This window comes from Pseudoalteromonas shioyasakiensis, assembly GCF_024518675.1.
Lineage (GTDB): Bacteria > Pseudomonadota > Gammaproteobacteria > Enterobacterales > Alteromonadaceae > Pseudoalteromonas > Pseudoalteromonas shioyasakiensis_B.
This window is the reverse complement of record NZ_JANIGL010000007.1, coordinates 148702-166650: the sequence shown is the minus strand read 5'-3', so window position 1 is coordinate 166650 and position 17949 is coordinate 148702. Positions and strand designations below refer to the sequence as shown.

General features: G+C 41.3%; 19 protein-coding genes. 10 read left to right on the top strand and 9 right to left on the bottom strand.

Annotated features, from left to right (window positions below):
• Nucleotides 1-23: 23 nt before the first annotated feature.
• On the bottom strand, nt 24-2420 hold the full coding sequence (locus tag NQT69_RS17205) for a TonB-dependent receptor (RefSeq protein WP_256828901.1): 2397 nt from the start codon (nt 2418-2420) through the stop codon (nt 24-26).
• A gap of 214 nt (nt 2421-2634) precedes the next feature.
• Between NQT69_RS17205 and NQT69_RS17200 the strand changes: the two genes are divergently transcribed.
• Complete coding sequence (locus tag NQT69_RS17200; RefSeq protein ID WP_256828900.1) at nt 2635-3126, top strand: Fur family transcriptional regulator; 492 nt, start codon at nt 2635-2637, stop codon at nt 3124-3126.
• Complete coding sequence (locus NQT69_RS17195; protein WP_256828899.1) at nt 3123-3548, top strand: MerC domain-containing protein; 426 nt, start codon at nt 3123-3125, stop codon at nt 3546-3548. The genes NQT69_RS17200 and NQT69_RS17195 overlap by 4 nt, the downstream gene beginning before the upstream one ends.
• 64 nt (nt 3549-3612) lie before the next feature.
• Here the strand turns inward: NQT69_RS17195 and NQT69_RS17190 are convergent, their stop codons facing one another.
• Nucleotides 3613-3858 carry a DUF3297 family protein gene (locus NQT69_RS17190; RefSeq protein WP_176372494.1) on the bottom strand — a complete coding sequence of 82 codons (246 nt, stop codon included), beginning with the start codon at nt 3856-3858 and terminating at the stop codon, nt 3613-3615.
• A gap of 246 nt (nt 3859-4104) precedes the next feature.
• Here NQT69_RS17190 and NQT69_RS17185 point away from each other — a divergent pair, with 246 nt between their 5' ends.
• The 3 genes from NQT69_RS17185 (at nt 4105) to NQT69_RS17175 (ending at nt 7752) form a co-directional block, all read left to right on the top strand.
• Nucleotides 4105-6183 carry a TonB-dependent siderophore receptor gene (locus tag NQT69_RS17185; RefSeq protein ID WP_256828898.1) on the top strand — a complete coding sequence of 693 codons (2079 nt, stop codon included), beginning with the start codon at nt 4105-4107 and terminating at the stop codon, nt 6181-6183.
• Entirely contained in the window at nt 6173-7318 is a 1146-nt protein-coding gene (locus NQT69_RS17180) for a DUF1624 domain-containing protein (RefSeq protein ID WP_256828897.1), read from the top strand. The genes NQT69_RS17185 and NQT69_RS17180 overlap by 11 nt, the downstream gene beginning before the upstream one ends.
• Nucleotides 7319-7401: 83 nt before the next feature.
• A complete protein-coding gene (locus NQT69_RS17175) occupies nt 7402-7752 on the top strand; it encodes a hypothetical protein (RefSeq protein WP_256828896.1) in 351 nt (116 codons plus the stop codon).
• Nucleotides 7753-7755: 3 nt separating this feature from the next.
• On the opposite strand, the gene nudB is transcribed toward NQT69_RS17175, so the two are convergent.
• Entirely contained in the window at nt 7756-8199 is a 444-nt protein-coding gene (gene nudB, locus NQT69_RS17170; RefSeq protein ID WP_256828895.1) for a dihydroneopterin triphosphate diphosphatase, read from the bottom strand.
• Between the two features lie 121 nt (nt 8200-8320).
• Nucleotides 8321-10174: a monovalent cation:proton antiporter-2 (CPA2) family protein gene (locus tag NQT69_RS17165; RefSeq protein ID WP_256828894.1), complete on the bottom strand. Its 1854-nt coding sequence runs from the start codon at nt 10172-10174 to the stop codon at nt 8321-8323.
• Nucleotides 10175-10339: 165 nt separating this feature from the next.
• Between NQT69_RS17165 and NQT69_RS17160 the strand changes: the two genes are divergently transcribed.
• Nucleotides 10340-10876 carry a hypothetical protein gene (locus tag NQT69_RS17160; protein WP_256828893.1) on the top strand — a complete coding sequence of 179 codons (537 nt, stop codon included), beginning with the start codon at nt 10340-10342 and terminating at the stop codon, nt 10874-10876.
• Nucleotides 10877-10907: 31 nt separating this feature from the next.
• Here the strand turns inward: NQT69_RS17160 and NQT69_RS17155 are convergent, their stop codons facing one another.
• The 5 genes from NQT69_RS17155 to NQT69_RS17135 all read right to left on the bottom strand — a co-directional run bounded on the left by NQT69_RS17155 (nt 10908) and on the right by NQT69_RS17135 (nt 14500).
• Complete coding sequence (locus NQT69_RS17155; RefSeq protein ID WP_256828892.1) at nt 10908-11798, bottom strand: DUF4097 domain-containing protein; 891 nt, start codon at nt 11796-11798, stop codon at nt 10908-10910.
• Nucleotides 11799-11989: 191 nt separating this feature from the next.
• Nucleotides 11990-12832 carry a DUF4198 domain-containing protein gene (locus NQT69_RS17150; protein WP_256828891.1) on the bottom strand — a complete coding sequence of 281 codons (843 nt, stop codon included), beginning with the start codon at nt 12830-12832 and terminating at the stop codon, nt 11990-11992.
• A 58-nt stretch (nt 12833-12890) separates the two neighbouring features.
• Nucleotides 12891-13394 carry a DUF2271 domain-containing protein gene (locus NQT69_RS17145; RefSeq protein WP_256828890.1) on the bottom strand — a complete coding sequence of 168 codons (504 nt, stop codon included), beginning with the start codon at nt 13392-13394 and terminating at the stop codon, nt 12891-12893.
• On the bottom strand, nt 13394-14026 hold the full coding sequence (locus NQT69_RS17140; protein ID WP_256828889.1) for a PepSY-associated TM helix domain-containing protein: 633 nt from the start codon (nt 14024-14026) through the stop codon (nt 13394-13396). The genes NQT69_RS17145 and NQT69_RS17140 overlap by 1 nt, the downstream gene beginning before the upstream one ends.
• Before the next feature lie 78 nt (nt 14027-14104).
• Entirely contained in the window at nt 14105-14500 is a 396-nt protein-coding gene (locus tag NQT69_RS17135) for a YbaN family protein (protein WP_256828888.1), read from the bottom strand.
• A 160-nt stretch (nt 14501-14660) separates the two neighbouring features.
• Between NQT69_RS17135 and NQT69_RS17130 the strand changes: the two genes are divergently transcribed.
• The 4 genes from NQT69_RS17130 to NQT69_RS17110 all read left to right on the top strand — a co-directional run bounded on the left by NQT69_RS17130 (nt 14661) and on the right by NQT69_RS17110 (nt 17911).
• Nucleotides 14661-15248, top strand: coding sequence for a biliverdin-producing heme oxygenase (locus NQT69_RS17130; RefSeq protein WP_256828887.1), 588 nt, complete (start codon nt 14661-14663; stop codon nt 15246-15248).
• A 105-nt stretch (nt 15249-15353) separates the two neighbouring features.
• Entirely contained in the window at nt 15354-16418 is a 1065-nt protein-coding gene (locus tag NQT69_RS17120; protein ID WP_372823452.1) for a TonB family protein, read from the top strand.
• A 73-nt stretch (nt 16419-16491) separates the two neighbouring features.
• Nucleotides 16492-16989 (top strand): RNA polymerase sigma factor, encoded by a 498-nt coding sequence (locus NQT69_RS17115; RefSeq protein WP_256828886.1) that lies wholly within the window; start codon nt 16492-16494, stop codon nt 16987-16989.
• Nucleotides 16976-17911, top strand: coding sequence for a FecR family protein (locus NQT69_RS17110; RefSeq protein WP_256828885.1), 936 nt, complete (start codon nt 16976-16978; stop codon nt 17909-17911). The genes NQT69_RS17115 and NQT69_RS17110 overlap by 14 nt, the downstream gene beginning before the upstream one ends.
• Nucleotides 17912-17949: the final 38 nt, after the last annotated feature.

Sequence of the window (17949 nt, the reverse complement as noted above, 5' to 3'; positions counted from 1 at the left end):
CTTTATTTATAATTTTGTTGCGCTTAAAAATAACCGCGAATACCTAGCGCAAAACTACGTCCTGGACGTGGCGCTATATTCTTTAAAAATGAACTATGCACGCGTGCTTCTGTGTCTGTTAGGTTGGTGCCTCGCAGGTACAGGGAAAGATCTTGATTTAGTACTGATAAGTCATATGACACACTGGCATCAACCATGGTGTAACCGTCTGTAGCGGTTTCTTCTGGGGCTGTACGGTCTTGCTCTTGATAGCGAGTTACATGCAGATGAGCACTTAAGTTGCTGGTTTGATAGCTAAGCTCTGTGCCAAAGCGAAGTGGAGGTGTACGTGGTAAATCACCACCGTCTTTTAAGCGAGCGCGAACGTAATCTGAGAATAAATCAACTTTAAACTCATCGCTTAGCTGCCAAGCAAATTGTGCTTCAAAGCCATGTAAAATAACGTCATCTGTTTTGAATAAGTAAACCGGTAATTCAGATGAATGGTCGTGTTCATCGCCATGGTCATGGCCATCTTCATCACCGTGGTCGTGGCCGCTCTCGGCATATAAACCAGTGTCGATTTGGTAATAATAGTTATCTACTTGATTGTAGAAAGCATTAAAAATAAAGCCGATATCACCTTGCGTTTTACGGAAGGTTAAATCAATGTTATTGGCTGTTTCTAAATCAATAGTTTGGTCAGAGAGTTCAAAATGACCATCATGAATATCAAATAACGCACCAACTTCGTAGCTACCAGTGCCTATGTGTGGGCCGAATGATAGTAGCTCAGAGGCTGATGGTGCGCGCTCTGAACGTGATACTGACAGCCCTAAGTTATAGCTAGGTGCAAAGTCCCATACAACACCTGTTGATAAGCTAACAGGGGTGAACTCATGCTCTACGTCAAATACGCGAGTAGTGTCAGCATGATCTTCGTGGTCGTCATGTTCAATGTCTTCATCGTGGGCGTGAGCATCAATGCTTGGTAGTAACACGTTATCGGCATTTATCGTTACACGTTCAACACGGCCACCTAGTTGTACTAAAAAGTCACCAAAGTGCTTTTCTTCCATCAGTGCAACAGCAAAGCTTTGTGTTTGTGAAGGCGGTGTGAATGCTTCCTCCCCTTGTGCTTCAACATCGCTATTTTTGTAATGAAAACTTAAACCACCGTTCCATTCATTAAATTGGTTATGTAATAAGTCAACGCGTAATTCATTGGTTTCATTTTTGAAGGTGGTACCAACTAGGCCACTTTCGATTTCAGCATGTTCGTACTCAGTGTGGCCTATACGTGTGTTTATTTTATTCAACCATGCATTGTCTAAGTTATATTCACTGAGTAGTTGAATTTTGGTTTGTTCTAAATCGGCATATACGCTCTCTTCTTCGTCACTATGCTCTTCTTCGCCGCCATGGCTGTGACCTGGTATACCGTATTGACGATTAAATTGCTCAATCGCTATGCCAACAAAGCCTTGGTCCATTAAATAGCTTGCGCCAACGGTAAAGCCGTCAGATTCTTCGCTGCTGTTTTCAACCGTATAATCGCCACTGTGATCTTCGTGGTCGTCGTGATCTATGTCGGCGGCTACTGGGGTTTCATAGTCGTCTGATTCACGCCAGAATGCATCGGCATAAAAGGCGAATGAATCTGTGCCAGTGGTGGCATTAAACGAAGCCACTTGTTGATTATCAACAGAATTGTGTTCTAGGTTCCACTCGCCGCGGGTTGTGCTATCTGTAGGAACTCGATTATCAACAACATTAACAACACCGCCAATTGCACCGCTGCCGTAGAATAAGGTTGCAGGACCACGCAACACTTCGATCTGCTGTGCAGTTGAAAACTCTGATGCAACCGAGTGATCAGGACCTACTCGTGAAACATCACTAACATCAAGACCATTTTGCGTGATAAGCACACGAGGGCCGCTTAAACCACGAATAATAGGGGTACTGGCAACTTTGCCATGAAAGTTAGTATTAACGCCTGGTAGCTTTTCAAGGCTGTCGCCAAGTGTTGCAGCTTGTTGTCGTCTTAACTGTTCGCCGGATAACACACTGACCGGGGATGCTGATTCCATTGCCGACATGTGAATGGGCGTTGCTTCAATATCGATTACTTCTATCGGAGAACGCTTTAAATTAAAAGTCACCGATTGGTTTGTATTATTAACAGTAATATCGCGATGAAGGTGAGCATAACCAGACGCAACAACATGAAGTTCTTTTAAGCCATCTTGCAAGTCGGTTATAACAAATTTACCGCTTTTATCTGTGGTCACTTTTATATCTGAGCCTTCTACTTCCACTGTAGCATTGGAAACTGCTTTACCTTGACTGTTTAAAACAACGCCTTCAATGGTTTGCGCAAGCACACTTGCTGGTAATAAAGCTGCAATTAACACAGCTAATTGAGATCTTCGTTTCATTTGACTACCTTGTTGGATGTTATACTGTATCAATTGTGCTTGAAATGTTATATTGTATCAAGTGTAATTTAAGAAATGTTATCAAATAGACTTTATTGGTTATTTAGTTTGTATTTGCCGTGCGAGTCTAGACAACTTGATTTAAATGGAGTCATGAAAAGGGGCAAGGAATGGCAAATCTCAAGCCAAATAAATCTGAGTTAGTGTGGTTAGAGTGAATCAACACCAGCTTAAAAAAGCTATTCGATATGCTGATGTTAGGTGCTCGAATTTAGGTGGCAAACTCACTGAAAAACGTCAGCAAGTTTTAGAAATATTACTAAAAGCAAAAAAGCCTTTATCTGCATACGAGCTAACAGATCAGTTTAACAAAGTGATGGATGTGCCAATTTTAGCGATGTCAGTTTATCGAATTTTAGACTTTCTTGAATCGGTAGATTTAGTGCATCGCTTAAAATCAGAAAATAAATTTATGGCATGCAGTCATAAAAGTGAAGGCTGCCAACATCAGCTTTCAATGTTTTTGATTTGCGGATCATGTAACAAAGTCATAGAGATGAATGATGCAAATGACAAAATCAAAGCCTTGTTCGAACAGGTAGAAATATTAGGCTTTTCACCGGGCGAGTCGCAGTTAGAAATTTCGGGTGTGTGCTGCCAGTGTAAAGCAAAACTGCCCAAGGTTAATAAGAGGAAGCTAGAATGAAATCAACACAAAGTGTAATGGATAAGTTTGCGATAGGACTTTCAATGATGTGTACAGTTCATTGTTTTGCAACCCCTATTTTACTCACACTATTACCTAGTTTTGCAGCACTACAACTAGATAACGAACAGTTTCATTTGTGGATATTAGCAGCTGTTATTCCTACCAGTGTGCTTGCATTGAGCTTGGGTTGTAAAAAGCATAAGCGCTTTCGTTATATGGTTTCAGGATTCGTAGGCGTTATTTTAATGGTACTTGCCGTGGCAGTGGGTGAGGCGCTATTCGGTGAGTTGGGCGAGAAAGGATTTACACTTGTAGGTGCGGCGTTCATTGCTGTTGCGCATTGGTTTAATTATCGTCAGTGTTTTACAAAAGGCGATGACTGCCCATGCCCAGGTAGTAACCCGGAGCAAGCAAATTGAAATGAATTTAGTTTATAGTAACGCCGATTTAAGTCGGCGTTGTCGTATCTTACTAAGTGCTTTATTACTTATAAAACACGTCGACAGTGCCTTTTACTTTCATAAGTAATGGCTGGCCGCGGCGATCAAGCGCTTTTGGTGCGGCTACTTTGATCCAACCTTCGCTGATGCAGTATTCTTCAACGTCAAAGCGCTCTTTGCCGTTTAGGGTTACACCAATTTCATGTTCAAATACTTCTTCAACATAAAACTTACTGCGTGGATTGATAGATAATTGGTCTGGTAACTCGGGTTTATTTGTATCAGTCATAATTGTGATCTGCATTGATTTGATTATGCGCTATTGTAGGCAATCAGTGCGGTGAGCTCAATCAAATTTAACTCGCACTTAATTTATATCGAGATGATCATACCTTAGGATGATCTTAAGAGCCTATAAAGATAAAAACTATTGTAAAAATATCAAAAATCTATTTTGTAATACTATAACGTTAAAATGCGTTGTGTTATATTGTAACAATAAGCAATCACAATCTTGATAAGTTACCAATTACCCATGAAATACTCTGCATTATCTTTAGCCGTTGCGGCAATATCTTTTGGAGCTGTCGCGACAGAGTCAGATATAGAAACCATTACCATTGAACACAAACAAGCTTTTCGCGGCGATATCCCGTTAAAAGAATTACCGCAATCGATCACCACATTAGGTCAAGACGTTATTGTTGATAATGGTATTTCTAAATTTCGAGAAGCATTGGATTTTTCTGCCAGTATTTCACGCAAAAACAATGGTGGCGGTTTGTGGGATAGTTATTCGATTCGTGGTTTGTCAGGTAATGAAAACATGCCATCGGGTTATTTGATTAACGGTTTTAGTGGTGGTCGTGGTTTTGCTGGCCCAAGAGATATATCAAACATTGAGTATATTGAGGTGATCAAGGGGCCTGGCTCGGCTCTGTATGGGCGCTCTGAGCCCGGCGGTACGATTAATATTATTACAAAAAAGCCGCAGTTTTATCAGCAAGGGCAGTTAAAAGCAGAGCTTGGTAGTGACAATCATAAACGCCTTCAAGCTGATTACAGTAATGGTATTACGGAAGATTTAGCATTTAGAATTAATGGCGCTTGGCAAGACAGTGATAGCTTTAGAGATCACGTACACCATGATAAGTTTGTTATTACACCTTCGCTTTATTACCAAATTAACGATGATTCATCACTGACCTATGAGTTTGAATATGTTGATCAGCAGCAAATGTACGATCGCGGTATTGTGGTATTAAATAATAATTTTGAAACCGTGCCTGAAAACCGCTTCTTAGGTAACCCAAACGATGGCCCTACTAAGGTTCATTCACGTGGTCATCAGCTAAGCTATGACTATGATTTTAGTAGTGACTGGACATTATTACTGGGTGCAAACTACCGTACAGCAACGTTAAATGGTTTTTCTTCTGATGCTGAGCTGTCACCATCTCGTCAATCTTTGTTTGATGATGGTCATACCTTAACACGCCAGCATCGCTATCGAGATTATGAATCTGAAGATGTAAGTTTACGTTTTGAGCTCAGTGGTCACTTTGATGCAGCGGGTATCACTAATCATGTTTTGATTGGTGCTGATGCGTATGATTATGAACTACGCACTGGGCTGTATCGTTATCGTGGTGGCTATGATACTTATACAATTGATATTTTTGAGCCAGATTACGGAACTGAGCAAGGTCCTGAAGTAGCAATGCAATACGAAAATAACGAACAGCAAAATGCTTACGGTATTTACTTGCAAGATCAACTTGATATAACAGAACAATTTAAAGTGATGCTGGGCTTGCGTTTTGATGAAATAAGCCAAGATATTTTTGAAACTAAATCAGGCGTGGCATCAAGCAGTAAAGAAAACCGCGTGAGCCCACGCTTTGGTATGGTGTATGAGCTGAACGAAGCCATTAACTTTTATGCCAGCTACTCTGAAGGCTTTTTACCACTCAGTGGCACTGATGCCCAAAGTGAACCATTTGGCTTTGAAGAAAGTGACTCGTTTGAAGTGGGTATGAAATTCAGTTTTGCTGATGTAACAGGCACGCTCGTCTGGTTTGATGCGGCGAAAAGTAACATGCTGGTGGCCGATCCTGTAAATGTGGGTTATTCAGCGCCAGTTGGTGAAGCTAATAGCCGTGGTGTAGAACTTGATGTAACCGGTAATTTAGGTGCTGCTACTGAGTACACTATTTCTTATGCCTATGTTAATGCCGAAACAGCCAATGATGTTGTGAATGTTGATTGGCTAGTACCAATTCCTAAGGGCAGCCCATTAGTTAATGTGCCGAAAAACAACTTATCGTTATCACTTAAGCATGACACACGGGTTTTTGAGCAAGACCTCACTGTAGGTGGACATTATCAATACATTTCAGACCGACTTGGCGACCCTGCTGATTTAACGTTCCGCTTACCAAGTTATCAGTTAGTGGGTCTATTTGCTAAATGGCAAGCAACTGACCGCACAGCGGTGTCACTCAATGTTGATAATATATTTGACGAAAGCTATATAGCCAGTAGTTATAACGCATTGTGGGCTTATCCTGGCGCTCCAACCCAATTCAAATTAGCGATAAGCTATGACTTCTGAGCAAATTAAAAACCGTATCCACAGTATCGACATCATGCGTGGTGTGGTTATTTTATTAATGCTTGTTGATCATGTTCGAGAGCGGTTCTTTTTGCATATGCAAGTGTCTGATCCTATGGATGTAGACGCAACAAGCCCTGGGCTTTTTTGGAGCCGCTTTGCCGCGCACTTTTGTGCGCCTACCTTTATATTTTTAACCGGGCTATCGGCTTGGTTGTATAGCCATCCAGCGAATGGGGTTGCTCGCTCAGCCCGTGGCTTTCTCATTAAGCGCGGACTGTTTTTGATTGCACTTGAAGTCACTGTGATATGTTTTTCGTGGATGGGCTATTTTCACACTATTTGGCTGCAAGTAATGTGGGCAATTGGCTTATGTATGCTCACGCTAGCGTTACTTATTAGCTTACCTCAACGACTCTTATTAGCGCTAGGGCTGCTGATTGTGTTTGGCCATAACTTACTGACGCCAATTAACTTTAGTCCTGATGAGTGGGGTTATACCTTATGGACTATATTACATGATCGCGGTTATATCTCTCAAGGTGGCTTAATTGATGTAAAAATTAGTTACCCTGTACTGCCGTGGGTTGGCGTTATTTTGCTTGGTTATTGTGCTGGGCCGCTATATGCAGCGAGTCGCGATGCGCATAACCGCAAACAGTGGTTAATTGGCTTGGGGCTTAGCTGCGTAGCATTGTTTGCTATTTTACGCGGTTTTAATATCTATGGCGAAACCTTACCTTGGCAGCATTTTGCTAGCAGTTCAGAGACCTTAATGTCGCTGTTTAATGTGACTAAATACCCGCCATCATTAAGCTTTTTATTAATCACGTTAGCGATGATGTTTTTTGGTTTATGGCTATTTGAGCGACCGTTAAATCGCTTTTTAAATGCTCTGCGCATATATGGTTCTGTACCCATGTTTTTCTATATAGTGCACTTGTATGCGTTACTCGCGCTATATGCTATTGGCCATGGGATATATGGCGCTAATCAAGGGAGTTATTTTGGTGTTGATCACATTGGCTGGATTTGGCTTATCGCCGCCTTATTAGCTCTAGCACTTTATTGGCCCACTCAATGGTTTAGTGCCTATAAACGAAAAAGTAAAAAGCCGTGGTTAAAGTATTTATAAATTACCCGCAATCGTTATAACGCAGCATGTTTATCCATGTGCTATACCTTAGTTTGGGATTAGCCATAACAAGGATAATTAACATGAAGAAATTAAGCCTAAGCTTCGCATTACTGCTACCGTTTGCTGTTAATGCGGGTATTACTGACCCTGATTGCACTGCAGAAAAAGCCGTGAAAAGTGCCGCAACCAAAGCTGCTGTTGGTGTTAGTGGACGTTGTAATCCTGGCGAAGCTGTAAAAGATAGTGCTGGCAAAGCGGTAGAAAATGCCCTACCAGATAACGGCGTAGCAGGTAAAGCGGTGGATAAAGCAACTGGCCGTAACGACACGCTTAAAGACAAAGCCGCAGATGCTGTGGATGATAAAGTCGATGAAATCGTGCCTGATAAGCTACAAAAAGATAAAAAAGGAATTAAAAAGGATCACCACTGACCCTTATAAATCGAGAATTTCAGCTTGGTTACTGGCAGACCATGCTTTGTCAGCTGCTTGCTGCTGAGGTAACCATATAAAATCGGTATGTTCATTTGGGTTTAATTTGATGGCGGTATTATCTGGCACACAAATGCTAAATACATACTCGGTATTTATTAATGCATCGGCTTGGTAGCGATGACGCCATTGCTCACGAATGGTGTATTGATTAGTTTTATGATGCTCGCGTATTACTAAGCCTAATGCGCGGGCATCAATACCTGTTTCTTCTAAAAGCTCTCTATACGCAGTCGTTATAGCTGTTTCGCCTTCATCAATCCCTCCGGTCACGGATTGCCAAAAGTTGGCATCATCAGCACGTTGAATAAGCAAAAAATCTTTATTTTTATTATAAATAACAACCAGTACAGAATAGGGCTGACGCAGGGAGATGTTTGTTGGCAAAATTAGCACCTAATATTAGTCAATTTATGTCAGTTTAACGCGGCACAAGGCTAACATATATTTTTAGCCGTTACTTGCAGCTGCGACTGTTGAGGTTATGTCATCAGCCGCTATTATGCTGCTAAGCATCTTTGTCGTAGTCTTCGCAATCACCTTGGTCACATGTATTAAGGCTTGAACGGGCTTGTTTATCTTGATTAAGCACTTGTTTTAAATCTTCAGTTCGTTGTCGCACTGCAACACCATAACTGTGATCGTCGCCCCACAATTTTGCTAGTTTAACTACCGACTCGCGATCATGCTCTCTAAATAAATGTCCTGCACGTTGTGCATCTTCTTTTGAATTACCTAATAACTCAAGGGTTTCTACGCCTAAGTTTATAGCGGAATCAACAGTTTCACGGTTAAATGCATCAACCTCTAGTTGCAGTAGTTGGTATGCGTGACGGCGGTCGATTGCACGGGCAACAATCTTTAGTTGAGGAAAATGTTTTCTTGCTAATGATACTATCTCTAAGGTTTTATCGGCGTTATCTATGGCAATCACCAGTAGCTGTGCAGTGTCAGCCCCAGCGGCTTCGAGTAACTCTTTTCTGGCTGCATCGCCATAGTGAACTGTGTTACCAAAGCGACGTAGTAAATCTATTTGACTCGGGCTGTGATCAAGCACGCTAATATCATAGCCTTGGGTGTTCAATAAACGGCCCATAATTTGCCCAAATCGACCGTAACCTGCGATGATCACATGTTTAGCTGGGCTGATCTGCTCAGGCTTATCAAACGCTGGCACACTGGTGATGTTGCTGCGTTTTTGTAATTGCTCGTAAAGCATCAGTAGTAGTGGGGCAACTAACATCGAAATTGCTACAACTAGGGTGGTTAAACTGCTTTGCTCTGGAGTGAGAATTTGCAGTGAGTTGGTCATTGTTAATAATACAAATGCAAACTCACCACCCTGTGCTAAGGCTAAAGTGAAGAGCAATTGTTGGGTGTGATGAATCTTAAAAACCTGCGCTAAGGCATATAAAACCGCGGCTTTTACTGCAATTAGCGCAACGACTAGCATGACTACATTAGCAAGCTGATCAAATAACAGGGCAAAGTTTATTGACGCGCCAACCGCGACAAAAAATAGCCCCAATAGTAAGCCTTTAAAGGGTTCAATATCGGCTTCTAGCTCGTGGCGAAATTCGCTTTCTGCTAACACCACACCTGCTAAAAAGGTGCCTAATGCGGGTGATAATCCCACGTTTTGCATAATTATCGCTATCGCAACCACTAAAAATAATGCAAACACAGTAAATATTTCACGCATGCGGGTTTCGGCAATATACCTAAATAATGGCGCTGAAATATATTTACCGGCTAGAATAATGGCCGCTATAACCGTGACCGATGCGCTCACTTGAGCCCAAACAGGCCAATCAGCGGTAACTGAATGATTAATATGAGTTGTGTTTAATTGTGGCTCAAAGGCAAGTAATGGCAGCAACGCTAAAATAGGAATAACAGCGATATCTTGAAACAGCAATACAGAGAAGGCATTCTGGCCAGCTTCGGTTTTCATCCAGCCTTTTTCTTCAAGGCTTTGTAAGACAATTGCTGTAGACGAGAGCGCTAGCATTAAGCCAATGGCCAGTGCGCTTTGCCATTGCATTGCCAGTAGCCAATAACAGATTGCAAAAATGACCGCTGCGGTTAGGGTGACTTGCAGGCCACCAAGGCCCAAAATCGAATGGCGTAGCTTCCATAATCGGGCTGGTTGTAATTCTAAGCCAACTAAAAATAGCATCATTACCACGCCAAATTCAGCAAAGTGCATCACCGAGGTTTGATCACCCACTAGGCCCAACAAGAAGGGGCCAATTAAAATACCCGCGAGGAGGTAGCCAAGTACAGAGCCAAGTCCTAAGCGTTTAGCTATTGGCACGGCAACAATCGCTGCAGCTAAGTAAATTAAAGCAACTTCTAGCATGGGAGGTTCCACGATGATACTGAATTTATATAAGTATGCCTGAAAAATGATATTGCGATAGTGTTGTTATTGAGATTGCTGTAGATGTTGTTAAATTAAACTTTAACTCAATGCTTTTATCGGCACCGTCTATACTTGGACGATATAAATATAAAAGGACATTTTATGCGTATTAGATTTTTCTTGGTATCAGCCGTATGTTTGGCACTGACTGGTATAGCCAAAGCGCAACCGCAGGCACATCAAGTTGTTTTTGATCCTGAGTCGAGTACTCAGCGTGTTGAGTTCGAGCAACGCATCACAGGTAATGAGTTTAATGATTACTTAGTAAACGGTCAGGCGGGTGATATTTTAAATGTGACTTTAACGCCTTCAAACCTAAGTAATAACTTTAATATTTTACCTGCAGGCAGTAATGAAGCTGTTTATATTGGTTCAATTGAAGGGCACTATGTTAAACACCAACTTGCCAAAGATGGTGATTATATCGTGCGAGTGTATTTAATGCGTAATGCGGCTAGGCGCGGTGAAACTAGTGACTACAAGCTGACAATAATCAAACATGTTGATGGCAATGTGCCTGCTAAAATCATGCACCCAAGCTGGGATCAAGATGGTGATGGGGTTAATGATTGCGAGAACGATGGCAGTTGCGACCACACGATAGATTACACACAGCCTAAGCCAAAAACGGCCAATTAATTGGCCGTTTTACATTAGGTTGCCATGCTCGTTAGTCTAACTTCACTGGCCCGTTAATATTGTCGATACTTAAATCCCCTGAGCCATCGTCAATAATAGTGAGGCCTTTAGCATGATTAACCCGAATACTGCCTGAGCCATCTTCGATAGTAACGAGGCCATTTATGTGCTCGGCGTAAATATCGCCAGAGTCATCTTCAATGGTTAAGTCACTACCTAGCTGTTTTGCCGAAATGCTGCCTGAGTTATCGTCTATTTCTACATTACCGGTAATATCAGTTAAGTTAATATCCCCAGAGCCATCTTCAATGGTTAAATAACCTGCAGCATTATTGATAGCAATACTGCCAGAGCCATCACTTATTTCGATATTGCCAGCAATGTTTTGCAGGTTGATATCGCCTGAGCCATCATCAATTTCAATATGTTTACCTTGATCGATATAAATACTGCCAGAACCATCATCAATCTCTATATCACCTTGCACACCTTTAATATTGATATCACCTGAGCCATCATCAATATCAAGAGTCAATGCACTTGGCACGGTGACAACTAAATCTATACTCGGTGAACTACCTTGATACACGACCATGCCAGAGGATTGCTCATTTTTGGCGAGCAATACGGCTTTATCACCCTGTTGTTCAAGGGTTAAAGTGTATGCATCAGTAACTTTAGCGGTGTAAATCGTCGCATCGACAGTAATTTCAGTGGCTGTGTTTGAGCCGATTATTTTAAGTGAGCCTGCTTCGGTTTCAACATCGAGTTGTTGTAATTGGGTGGCCGATAGTGTGCGCTGTTGTTGCTGTTGTATATTGGCATTTGCTGAAGAGATATGAACAATGCAGCCGCTTAATAGTAGTAAGCTAGTTGCGATTGGCAGTGCTTTAGTAAGCAAAGAAAGTGATTTATTGGTCATTATTAGTATGCTCGTTTTTAATTTAGATTAACGTCTTAAATTATTAAAAGCAAAAATAAAGCCAAAAATTAAGTTGTTGTTTTATACTGAAAATATTGTTTTTTTAATAAAATTTAAAAACAATACAATAGTGAGGAATACCAAATAGTGGCGAAAGTGGTTAACAATTGCTAACCACTTTATGCAGTAAATTACTCAGGTGCTACATCTAATGTAGTGAAAAGAGAGTAACGCACACTGTCGATGCCTTTTTCTGATGAATCTTCATTCACACTTGCTTCAATCAGGTATAAACCTGGGTGCTGCCAAGTATTAGTGAAAAAGCCTTGTTTATCAGTGGTTACTTTTACTTCATTACGTTCATTACGGTAACGAGTGTCACCTTTCAAAATGGCAAGCTCTACGTTTGCTGCTGGTTTACCATCTTTTAATAACTGAAAACGCGCTTCTTCACCAACAAATAAATCATTAGGGTGAGTTGGGCCACTGATCTCTAAACCTTTACCTAAAAGCGCAGGCTTTGAAGTACCGTTGCGGCTAACAAATGTATCAACCGTTGAGAATGCTTTCGTTGTTCTTACATCTTTTGCATCTGCAGGAATATCTTTGCTTGTTTTTGGACCAAATACACGCTTGCGCTCGCCTTCTGCATTTTTGTAGAAAGTCATGATACGCGGCTCATGCTTCATTGCGATATGATAAGTTCCTTCGTCAGCAAGTTTTACTGCTGCTGAATTTTTACGTTGCAAGTAATAAGCGCGAATTTTATCGCTAATAGGTTTACCATCAGGGCCGATAGCGATAAGTAAATTATCGTCATATTCTGCGCCTTTTTCTTTCGGGCGATATGCTTTATCAGCAGCAAAAATTTCGTTTGAAATACTTGCGTCGATCATCACATAGTGTGCTTTATCACCAGATAACGAAGTATGAGAGGGTACTAGCCACTGCGCGTGGGCGTTTGCATAGCTAGATGCAAGTGCAGTAAAAGTAAGTGCGCCAATAAATGCGCTTTTAAGTAAATTGATTTTCATAATCTTTCCTTATTTAAATAATGTATAAGCATTTTTACTTGCTAGTTATTTAATGCTGTTATTTGGCTTTGATAGTGACGAAGCTTTCTGAAAACTCTTTTGTGCCTTCGATGGTAATTTTACCGTCTTTGCTTAAATCAAGTTCTACACGGGTATAATCGCGGCCACCTTCTTCACGTACCACTTCTAAGTTCAGTAAATATTTACCCTGCGTGACGGCATTACCTTCTAAGTCTTTACCATCCCAATTAATCGTGTAGTTTCCTGGGCGTTTTGTGGCGCCAGTTACACCATCAAAATTAGCGTTACTCTTACCAGCTTTACGCCACCATTGGCGTAAGTCTTTAAACCATTCTGCTTCTTGCACCCATAACGCAACAGTGGTTACATGTTTACGCTTGGGGGTTTCAAGCCACACAGCCACGTATGGGCGGTGATAAGGCTGTACGTCAAGTTCAGGTAAGGTGAGTTCTATTTCAAGTTCGGCTGCATCAGCATTGTGTTGAAATAAAGCGGCTGTGAATAAGATCACAGCGCTAAATAAGGTATTAAGTTTTAGCATTAAGACACTCCTTTAAGTTGCGGAACCCAGCATAGATAAATGACTACAGGTGTTGCGACCCCAAGAACTGTAAGCCATATTCCTACTAAGCGTTTTTTTCTATTTTGAAATAAAATAATCATGCCGGTGATAGCAAATAAAATCATCAACACGGCTGATATATCAATCACCCAGCTCCATGCTTCACCTGTATGGCGGCCTTTATGTAAGTCACCAATTAGGCTCAAAATACCACCGGTTTGATACTCTAAATTCAGCTCGCCACTTATAAAGTCGAATTCTGCAAAGGCAAAACCAGCGGGCAGCGGGTAATCAAGCATAACTAGCGCATCTTCTTTTTCCCAATCAATGCTTTTTACTTTCGTTAAGCCATGCTCAGTCGCTAGGTAAGTTTCGATTTCAGGATAGAGCGTTGGTAAGGTATTTAGATTTTCATTCGCTTTTGTTACCAAGGTCTCTGGCAAGGCGATTGTGTGTTGGCCATCATTTTTGTCACCTTTAAGCCACTCGACGTGATTTAACACTATGCCACTGATACAAAATAAAATGAGTAAAAATAACAAGGCTGTTGATAGGTAAATGTGCAGTGCACGACTAGTGCTATACAGCGTGCGCTTATTAATTAACGGCATAAATAATTAAAAATGTTATAGGTATAATGCACACATGGTAATGATTTGCATTAGTTATCACAACAACATTTACGAAATTTACACTTTAGGAACTGTTGAAGGGCGAGAAAGTAAGTAAATCATCACCACTATCTCAATGCTAGCGACTAAGCCAACAACCCACCAAGGAGGGTGGCCAAGCATCAATATAATTAACCCGATAAGCATGCCCGTTGCAGCAAACCATTTCGCTCTTTTGGGCACCACTTTGTATGCTTGCCATTGCTGTAAGGTAACGCCATAACGAGGGTGATTGAGTAACCAAGCAGCCAGAGTGGGTGATGAGCGGGTAAAACAGGCTAACGCCAAAATAAAAAAAATAGTCGTGGGCATCACTGGCAATACAATGCCAATAATGCCTAAAGCTACAAAAAATAGCCCCAAAGCTTGATAGCATGCATTTTTATATGCAGTGAAAACATTTTTTACTTTCATAATAAATAACATGCCTGACAATATTAAAAGTGAGCCACTTGGTAACTATTACATAAATAACTGTACTATGAACTTTGCTGAAAAAAAATCATATTTATAGGTGTGGCTATTGTCGGTTCATTCGTCTTTATAAGTAATGATGGTAAATTAGAATCAAATTATGTCGAGCATAGCCCAAGTAAACTTCCCACGTATGTCGCAGCTTAAGCGTACAACAGCTGAAGTACACGATAACTTAGATAATAAAATTATGGCGCAATCACCTTTTGCTTCGAAAGAGAATTACGGTGATTTTTTACGCTTTCAGTATTTATTGTTAAATCATGTTGTGCCAATTTATAACAGTCAGCAGTTAACAGCTTTTTTTGCTGATCTAGCGAGTAGAAATCGCTGTGATGCTATTGCACTCGATTTACAAGATTTAGGCATGAAGGCTGAAGGTTTAGCTGAGCAAATTAAATTCGAAGACCTCACATTAGCACAAGCTGTAGGCTGGTTATATGTTATTGAAGGCTCTAAGCTAGGTGCGGCAATGCTGGCAAAAGAAGTAACTCAACTAGGCCTAGATGCTGATTTTGGCGCACGCTTTTTAGCTGGGCCTGGTAATGGTCGTGGTAGTCAATGGCGTGAGTTTATGCAATCAGTTGAAGCGCTTGAGCTCACAAGTGATGAAGAACAACAGCTTTACCAAGGTGCAAAAGACGCATTTGCAGTTGCACATCAGTTACTCGATGTTATTTATCAATAATTGTAGCTGTAAGTGTTAAGCGCTACCTATAGGCAAACGTTGCCAATTAAAAAATTCATTTATTTTATCTTGGGCTGCGTCTGCGTAGCCCTCGCTATTATAGGCATGCTGCTGCCAGTCATGCCGACCACTGTCTTTTTAATTCTAGCGCTTGCATGCTTTACCCGTTCAAATGATAAACTTGCTGATTGGCTATTAAACCATCCTAAATTTGGTATAACACTAGCTAATTGGCAGGCTCGGCGGGTGGTACCCTTAAAAGCAAAATATTTTGCTTCGCTTGGTATGTTTTTCAGCTTGATCATTATAGCGCTAACGAGCAAATCAATTTGGTTAGTAACCTTTTGTTTACTGCTGTTTTTGTTAGTGATCAACTACCTGTGTGCAAAGCCAAGCCAGCTTAATGAACCACCAAACAAGTCCTACTACAAAGTGATTCAAGGCGTTTTACTTGCTCTTTTGTGTCACTTTTTATTGGCTTGGGTCATATTTTTTAACTTTGCTGGTAAAGCACAGCCAATACAATTACAGCAACCTACCGTGATTGCGGTTGAATTAATAGCAGCTCAAGCACCAAAACCGGAAGTCTCAGAAGCCAAGAAAGTGGCTGATCAAGCCGCGCAAAGTCAAGTGGCTGTTAAACAGAGTGCGCCACCTATAAAACCCGTAGAGCAGCAAAAAGTGCTCACTAAAAAACAGCCAGATGAAGTTAAAGTGGCAGTGCCTGAACCTAAACCGTTAAGTAAAAAACAGCAAGAAGTGCAGCCAAAGACTAAAAAGCAGCAGCCTACACCGCCAGCAATTGAGCAGCCGAAACGCCAAGCGGTAGCGACCACTACAAAACAGCAACATAGTGTGTCTAAGCAACAGGTGGCGCAAGGTAAGCAAAGTTGGACCGCAAGTTTATTATCACATTTGATGGCGTACCGTAAGTACCCAACAAGTGCGATTATGAAAAAGCAGCAAGGTGTGGTGTATGTAGAGGTGGTGCTAGCACGAGATGGTAAGGTAGTGACGCTGGAGATCGTTAAAGGCTCGGGTATCAGCGTGCTTGATAAAGCTGCATTAAAAACAGTAGCAGATGCAGCGCCCTTACCCAAAGTGCCGAAGGATTTAACCGCTCCTCATAAATTATTATTGCCGATTGAGTTTTTTATTAACAATAAATGATAATTATTACCGTTTAAACTTGGTTCCATTTTGTATTAAAATAGGGACTGTTTTAACAACGCAGTAGTGAACTATGCCTTTTTCAGATTTTAGCAACGTCATAAATATTATGGCGCGGCGAACGGGCTGCCGTGATAAAGCGCAAAGCTTGATCCAAGAAGCGATAGCCCGACTATTAAAACAAGATACAAAGCAGCTTGATAAAAATAAAGAAACTGAAAACCGTGCTTTAATTTTAAAAACCGCAAACAATTTATTGATTGACCTTTATCGTCGTGAAAAAGTGTGTCAATTTACTGCGCTGCCGGAAGACGAAAGTGCGCTATATGCGCAAGAACATTTAAACCCTGAGTCAACATTAATGGCTCAGCAGCAACTTGATGCATTAGAGCAATGTGTAGCGAGTTTGCCTGAAAAGTGCCGAGAAGCATTTGTATTGTACAAATATAAATGCCTTAGTCAGGCGCAAATCGCTGAGCACATGCAGATTTCCCAGAGTATGGTGGAAAAGCACTTAATTAAAGCAATGAGCCGTTGTCGTGAGATATTAATAGCAGATGAAGAATACTAAAAATAATACCCCGTCATTTGAACAAGCAATGCAGTGGCTACTACGCTTGCAAGATAACCCCAGCCAAGAACAGCTAAAACAGTGGCAGCAGTGGCGTCAAAGCGATCCCGAAAACAGCCGTGTTTTTAATCAATGCTTAGCGCTAGATGCAAAGCTTAATAACCTACCACCACAAACTGTCGATAACTTACTCGCCTTACTCTCAACTAAAGAACAACAACTTCGCTGGCCAAAACGTGTTGCTTTAGCAGCATCGATAGCGGTTGCATTTGTGGGTATTTCTTTTTACATGCAACCGAGTAGTGAAGATATTTATAGCACGGCCATAGGAGAAACGAGCTCCTTTACTTTAGCTGATGGCAGCGAAGTTATGTTAGACAGCAATACCAGCCTGTCGGTGCATTATGATGACCATCAGCGCCGTGTTGAGTTACACCAAGGGCAAGCCGTATTCGATGTTACAAAACAGCTGAACCGGCCATTCTCAGTCGCGGTAGATGAAATTACCGTGACAGTGTTAGGCACCCGCTTTAATGTGAATCGAGTAGAAGATGATGCCATTATTTCAGTAGAGCATGGCAAGGTCAGCGTATTCGATCCTACATTTGGTAATATTCTGTTGCTTGCTGAACAAGGCTACTACAGTTATGACGATCGTGAGGTAACGCTGACAAATAAGCCGTTTGCGTTGTGGCAACATGGACAAATTCGGTTTGCCAACACGCCGCTAAATCACGCGATCGAGCAATTAAATCGCTATCAAGTAAAGCAATTACAATTAGGCCAAGCAGAGTTAGCAAGGTTGACGCTAAGTGGCACCTTTCAATTGGACGACATTGCAATTACTGCTCAGCTACTCCCTAAAATACTGCCTGTTGAGGTTGTTGAAAAACGTAACCAATGGTTGATTGAACCCCGTTAAGAAAAGCTTTAGTTCCCATGTAAAAAAATCCCTAAATC

What these genes read in the sequence shown, in the direction of transcription:
- NQT69_RS17150 (WP_256828891.1), bottom strand. Translation starts at nt 12,832, where the DNA reads ATGAAAATCAATTTACTTAAAAGCGCATTTATTGGCGCACTTACTTTT.
- NQT69_RS17195 (WP_256828899.1), top strand. Translation starts at nt 3,123, where the DNA reads ATGAAATCAACACAAAGTGTAATGGATAAGTTTGCGATAGGACTTTCA.
- NQT69_RS17165 (WP_256828894.1), bottom strand. Translation starts at nt 10,174, where the DNA reads ATGCTAGAAGTTGCTTTAATTTACTTAGCTGCAGCGATTGTTGCCGTG.
- NQT69_RS17145 (WP_256828890.1), bottom strand. Translation starts at nt 13,394, where the DNA reads ATGCTAAAACTTAATACCTTATTTAGCGCTGTGATCTTATTCACAGCC.
- NQT69_RS17110 (WP_256828885.1), top strand. Translation starts at nt 16,976, where the DNA reads ATGAAGAATACTAAAAATAATACCCCGTCATTTGAACAAGCAATGCAG.
- NQT69_RS17130 (WP_256828887.1), top strand. Translation starts at nt 14,661, where the DNA reads ATGTCGAGCATAGCCCAAGTAAACTTCCCACGTATGTCGCAGCTTAAG.
- NQT69_RS17135 (WP_256828888.1), bottom strand. Translation starts at nt 14,500, where the DNA reads ATGAAAGTAAAAAATGTTTTCACTGCATATAAAAATGCATGCTATCAA.
- NQT69_RS17205 (WP_256828901.1), bottom strand. Translation starts at nt 2,420, where the DNA reads ATGAAACGAAGATCTCAATTAGCTGTGTTAATTGCAGCTTTATTACCA.
- NQT69_RS17175 (WP_256828896.1), top strand. Translation starts at nt 7,402, where the DNA reads ATGAAGAAATTAAGCCTAAGCTTCGCATTACTGCTACCGTTTGCTGTT.
- NQT69_RS17155 (WP_256828892.1), bottom strand. Translation starts at nt 11,798, where the DNA reads ATGACCAATAAATCACTTTCTTTGCTTACTAAAGCACTGCCAATCGCA.
- NQT69_RS17140 (WP_256828889.1), bottom strand. Translation starts at nt 14,026, where the DNA reads ATGCCGTTAATTAATAAGCGCACGCTGTATAGCACTAGTCGTGCACTG.
- NQT69_RS17120 (WP_372823452.1), top strand. Translation starts at nt 15,354, where the DNA reads ATGCTGCTGCCAGTCATGCCGACCACTGTCTTTTTAATTCTAGCGCTT.
- NQT69_RS17185 (WP_256828898.1), top strand. Translation starts at nt 4,105, where the DNA reads ATGAAATACTCTGCATTATCTTTAGCCGTTGCGGCAATATCTTTTGGA.
- NQT69_RS17190 (WP_176372494.1), bottom strand. Translation starts at nt 3,858, where the DNA reads ATGACTGATACAAATAAACCCGAGTTACCAGACCAATTATCTATCAAT.
- NQT69_RS17115 (WP_256828886.1), top strand. Translation starts at nt 16,492, where the DNA reads ATGCCTTTTTCAGATTTTAGCAACGTCATAAATATTATGGCGCGGCGA.
- NQT69_RS17180 (WP_256828897.1), top strand. Translation starts at nt 6,173, where the DNA reads ATGACTTCTGAGCAAATTAAAAACCGTATCCACAGTATCGACATCATG.
- NQT69_RS17160 (WP_256828893.1), top strand. Translation starts at nt 10,340, where the DNA reads ATGCGTATTAGATTTTTCTTGGTATCAGCCGTATGTTTGGCACTGACT.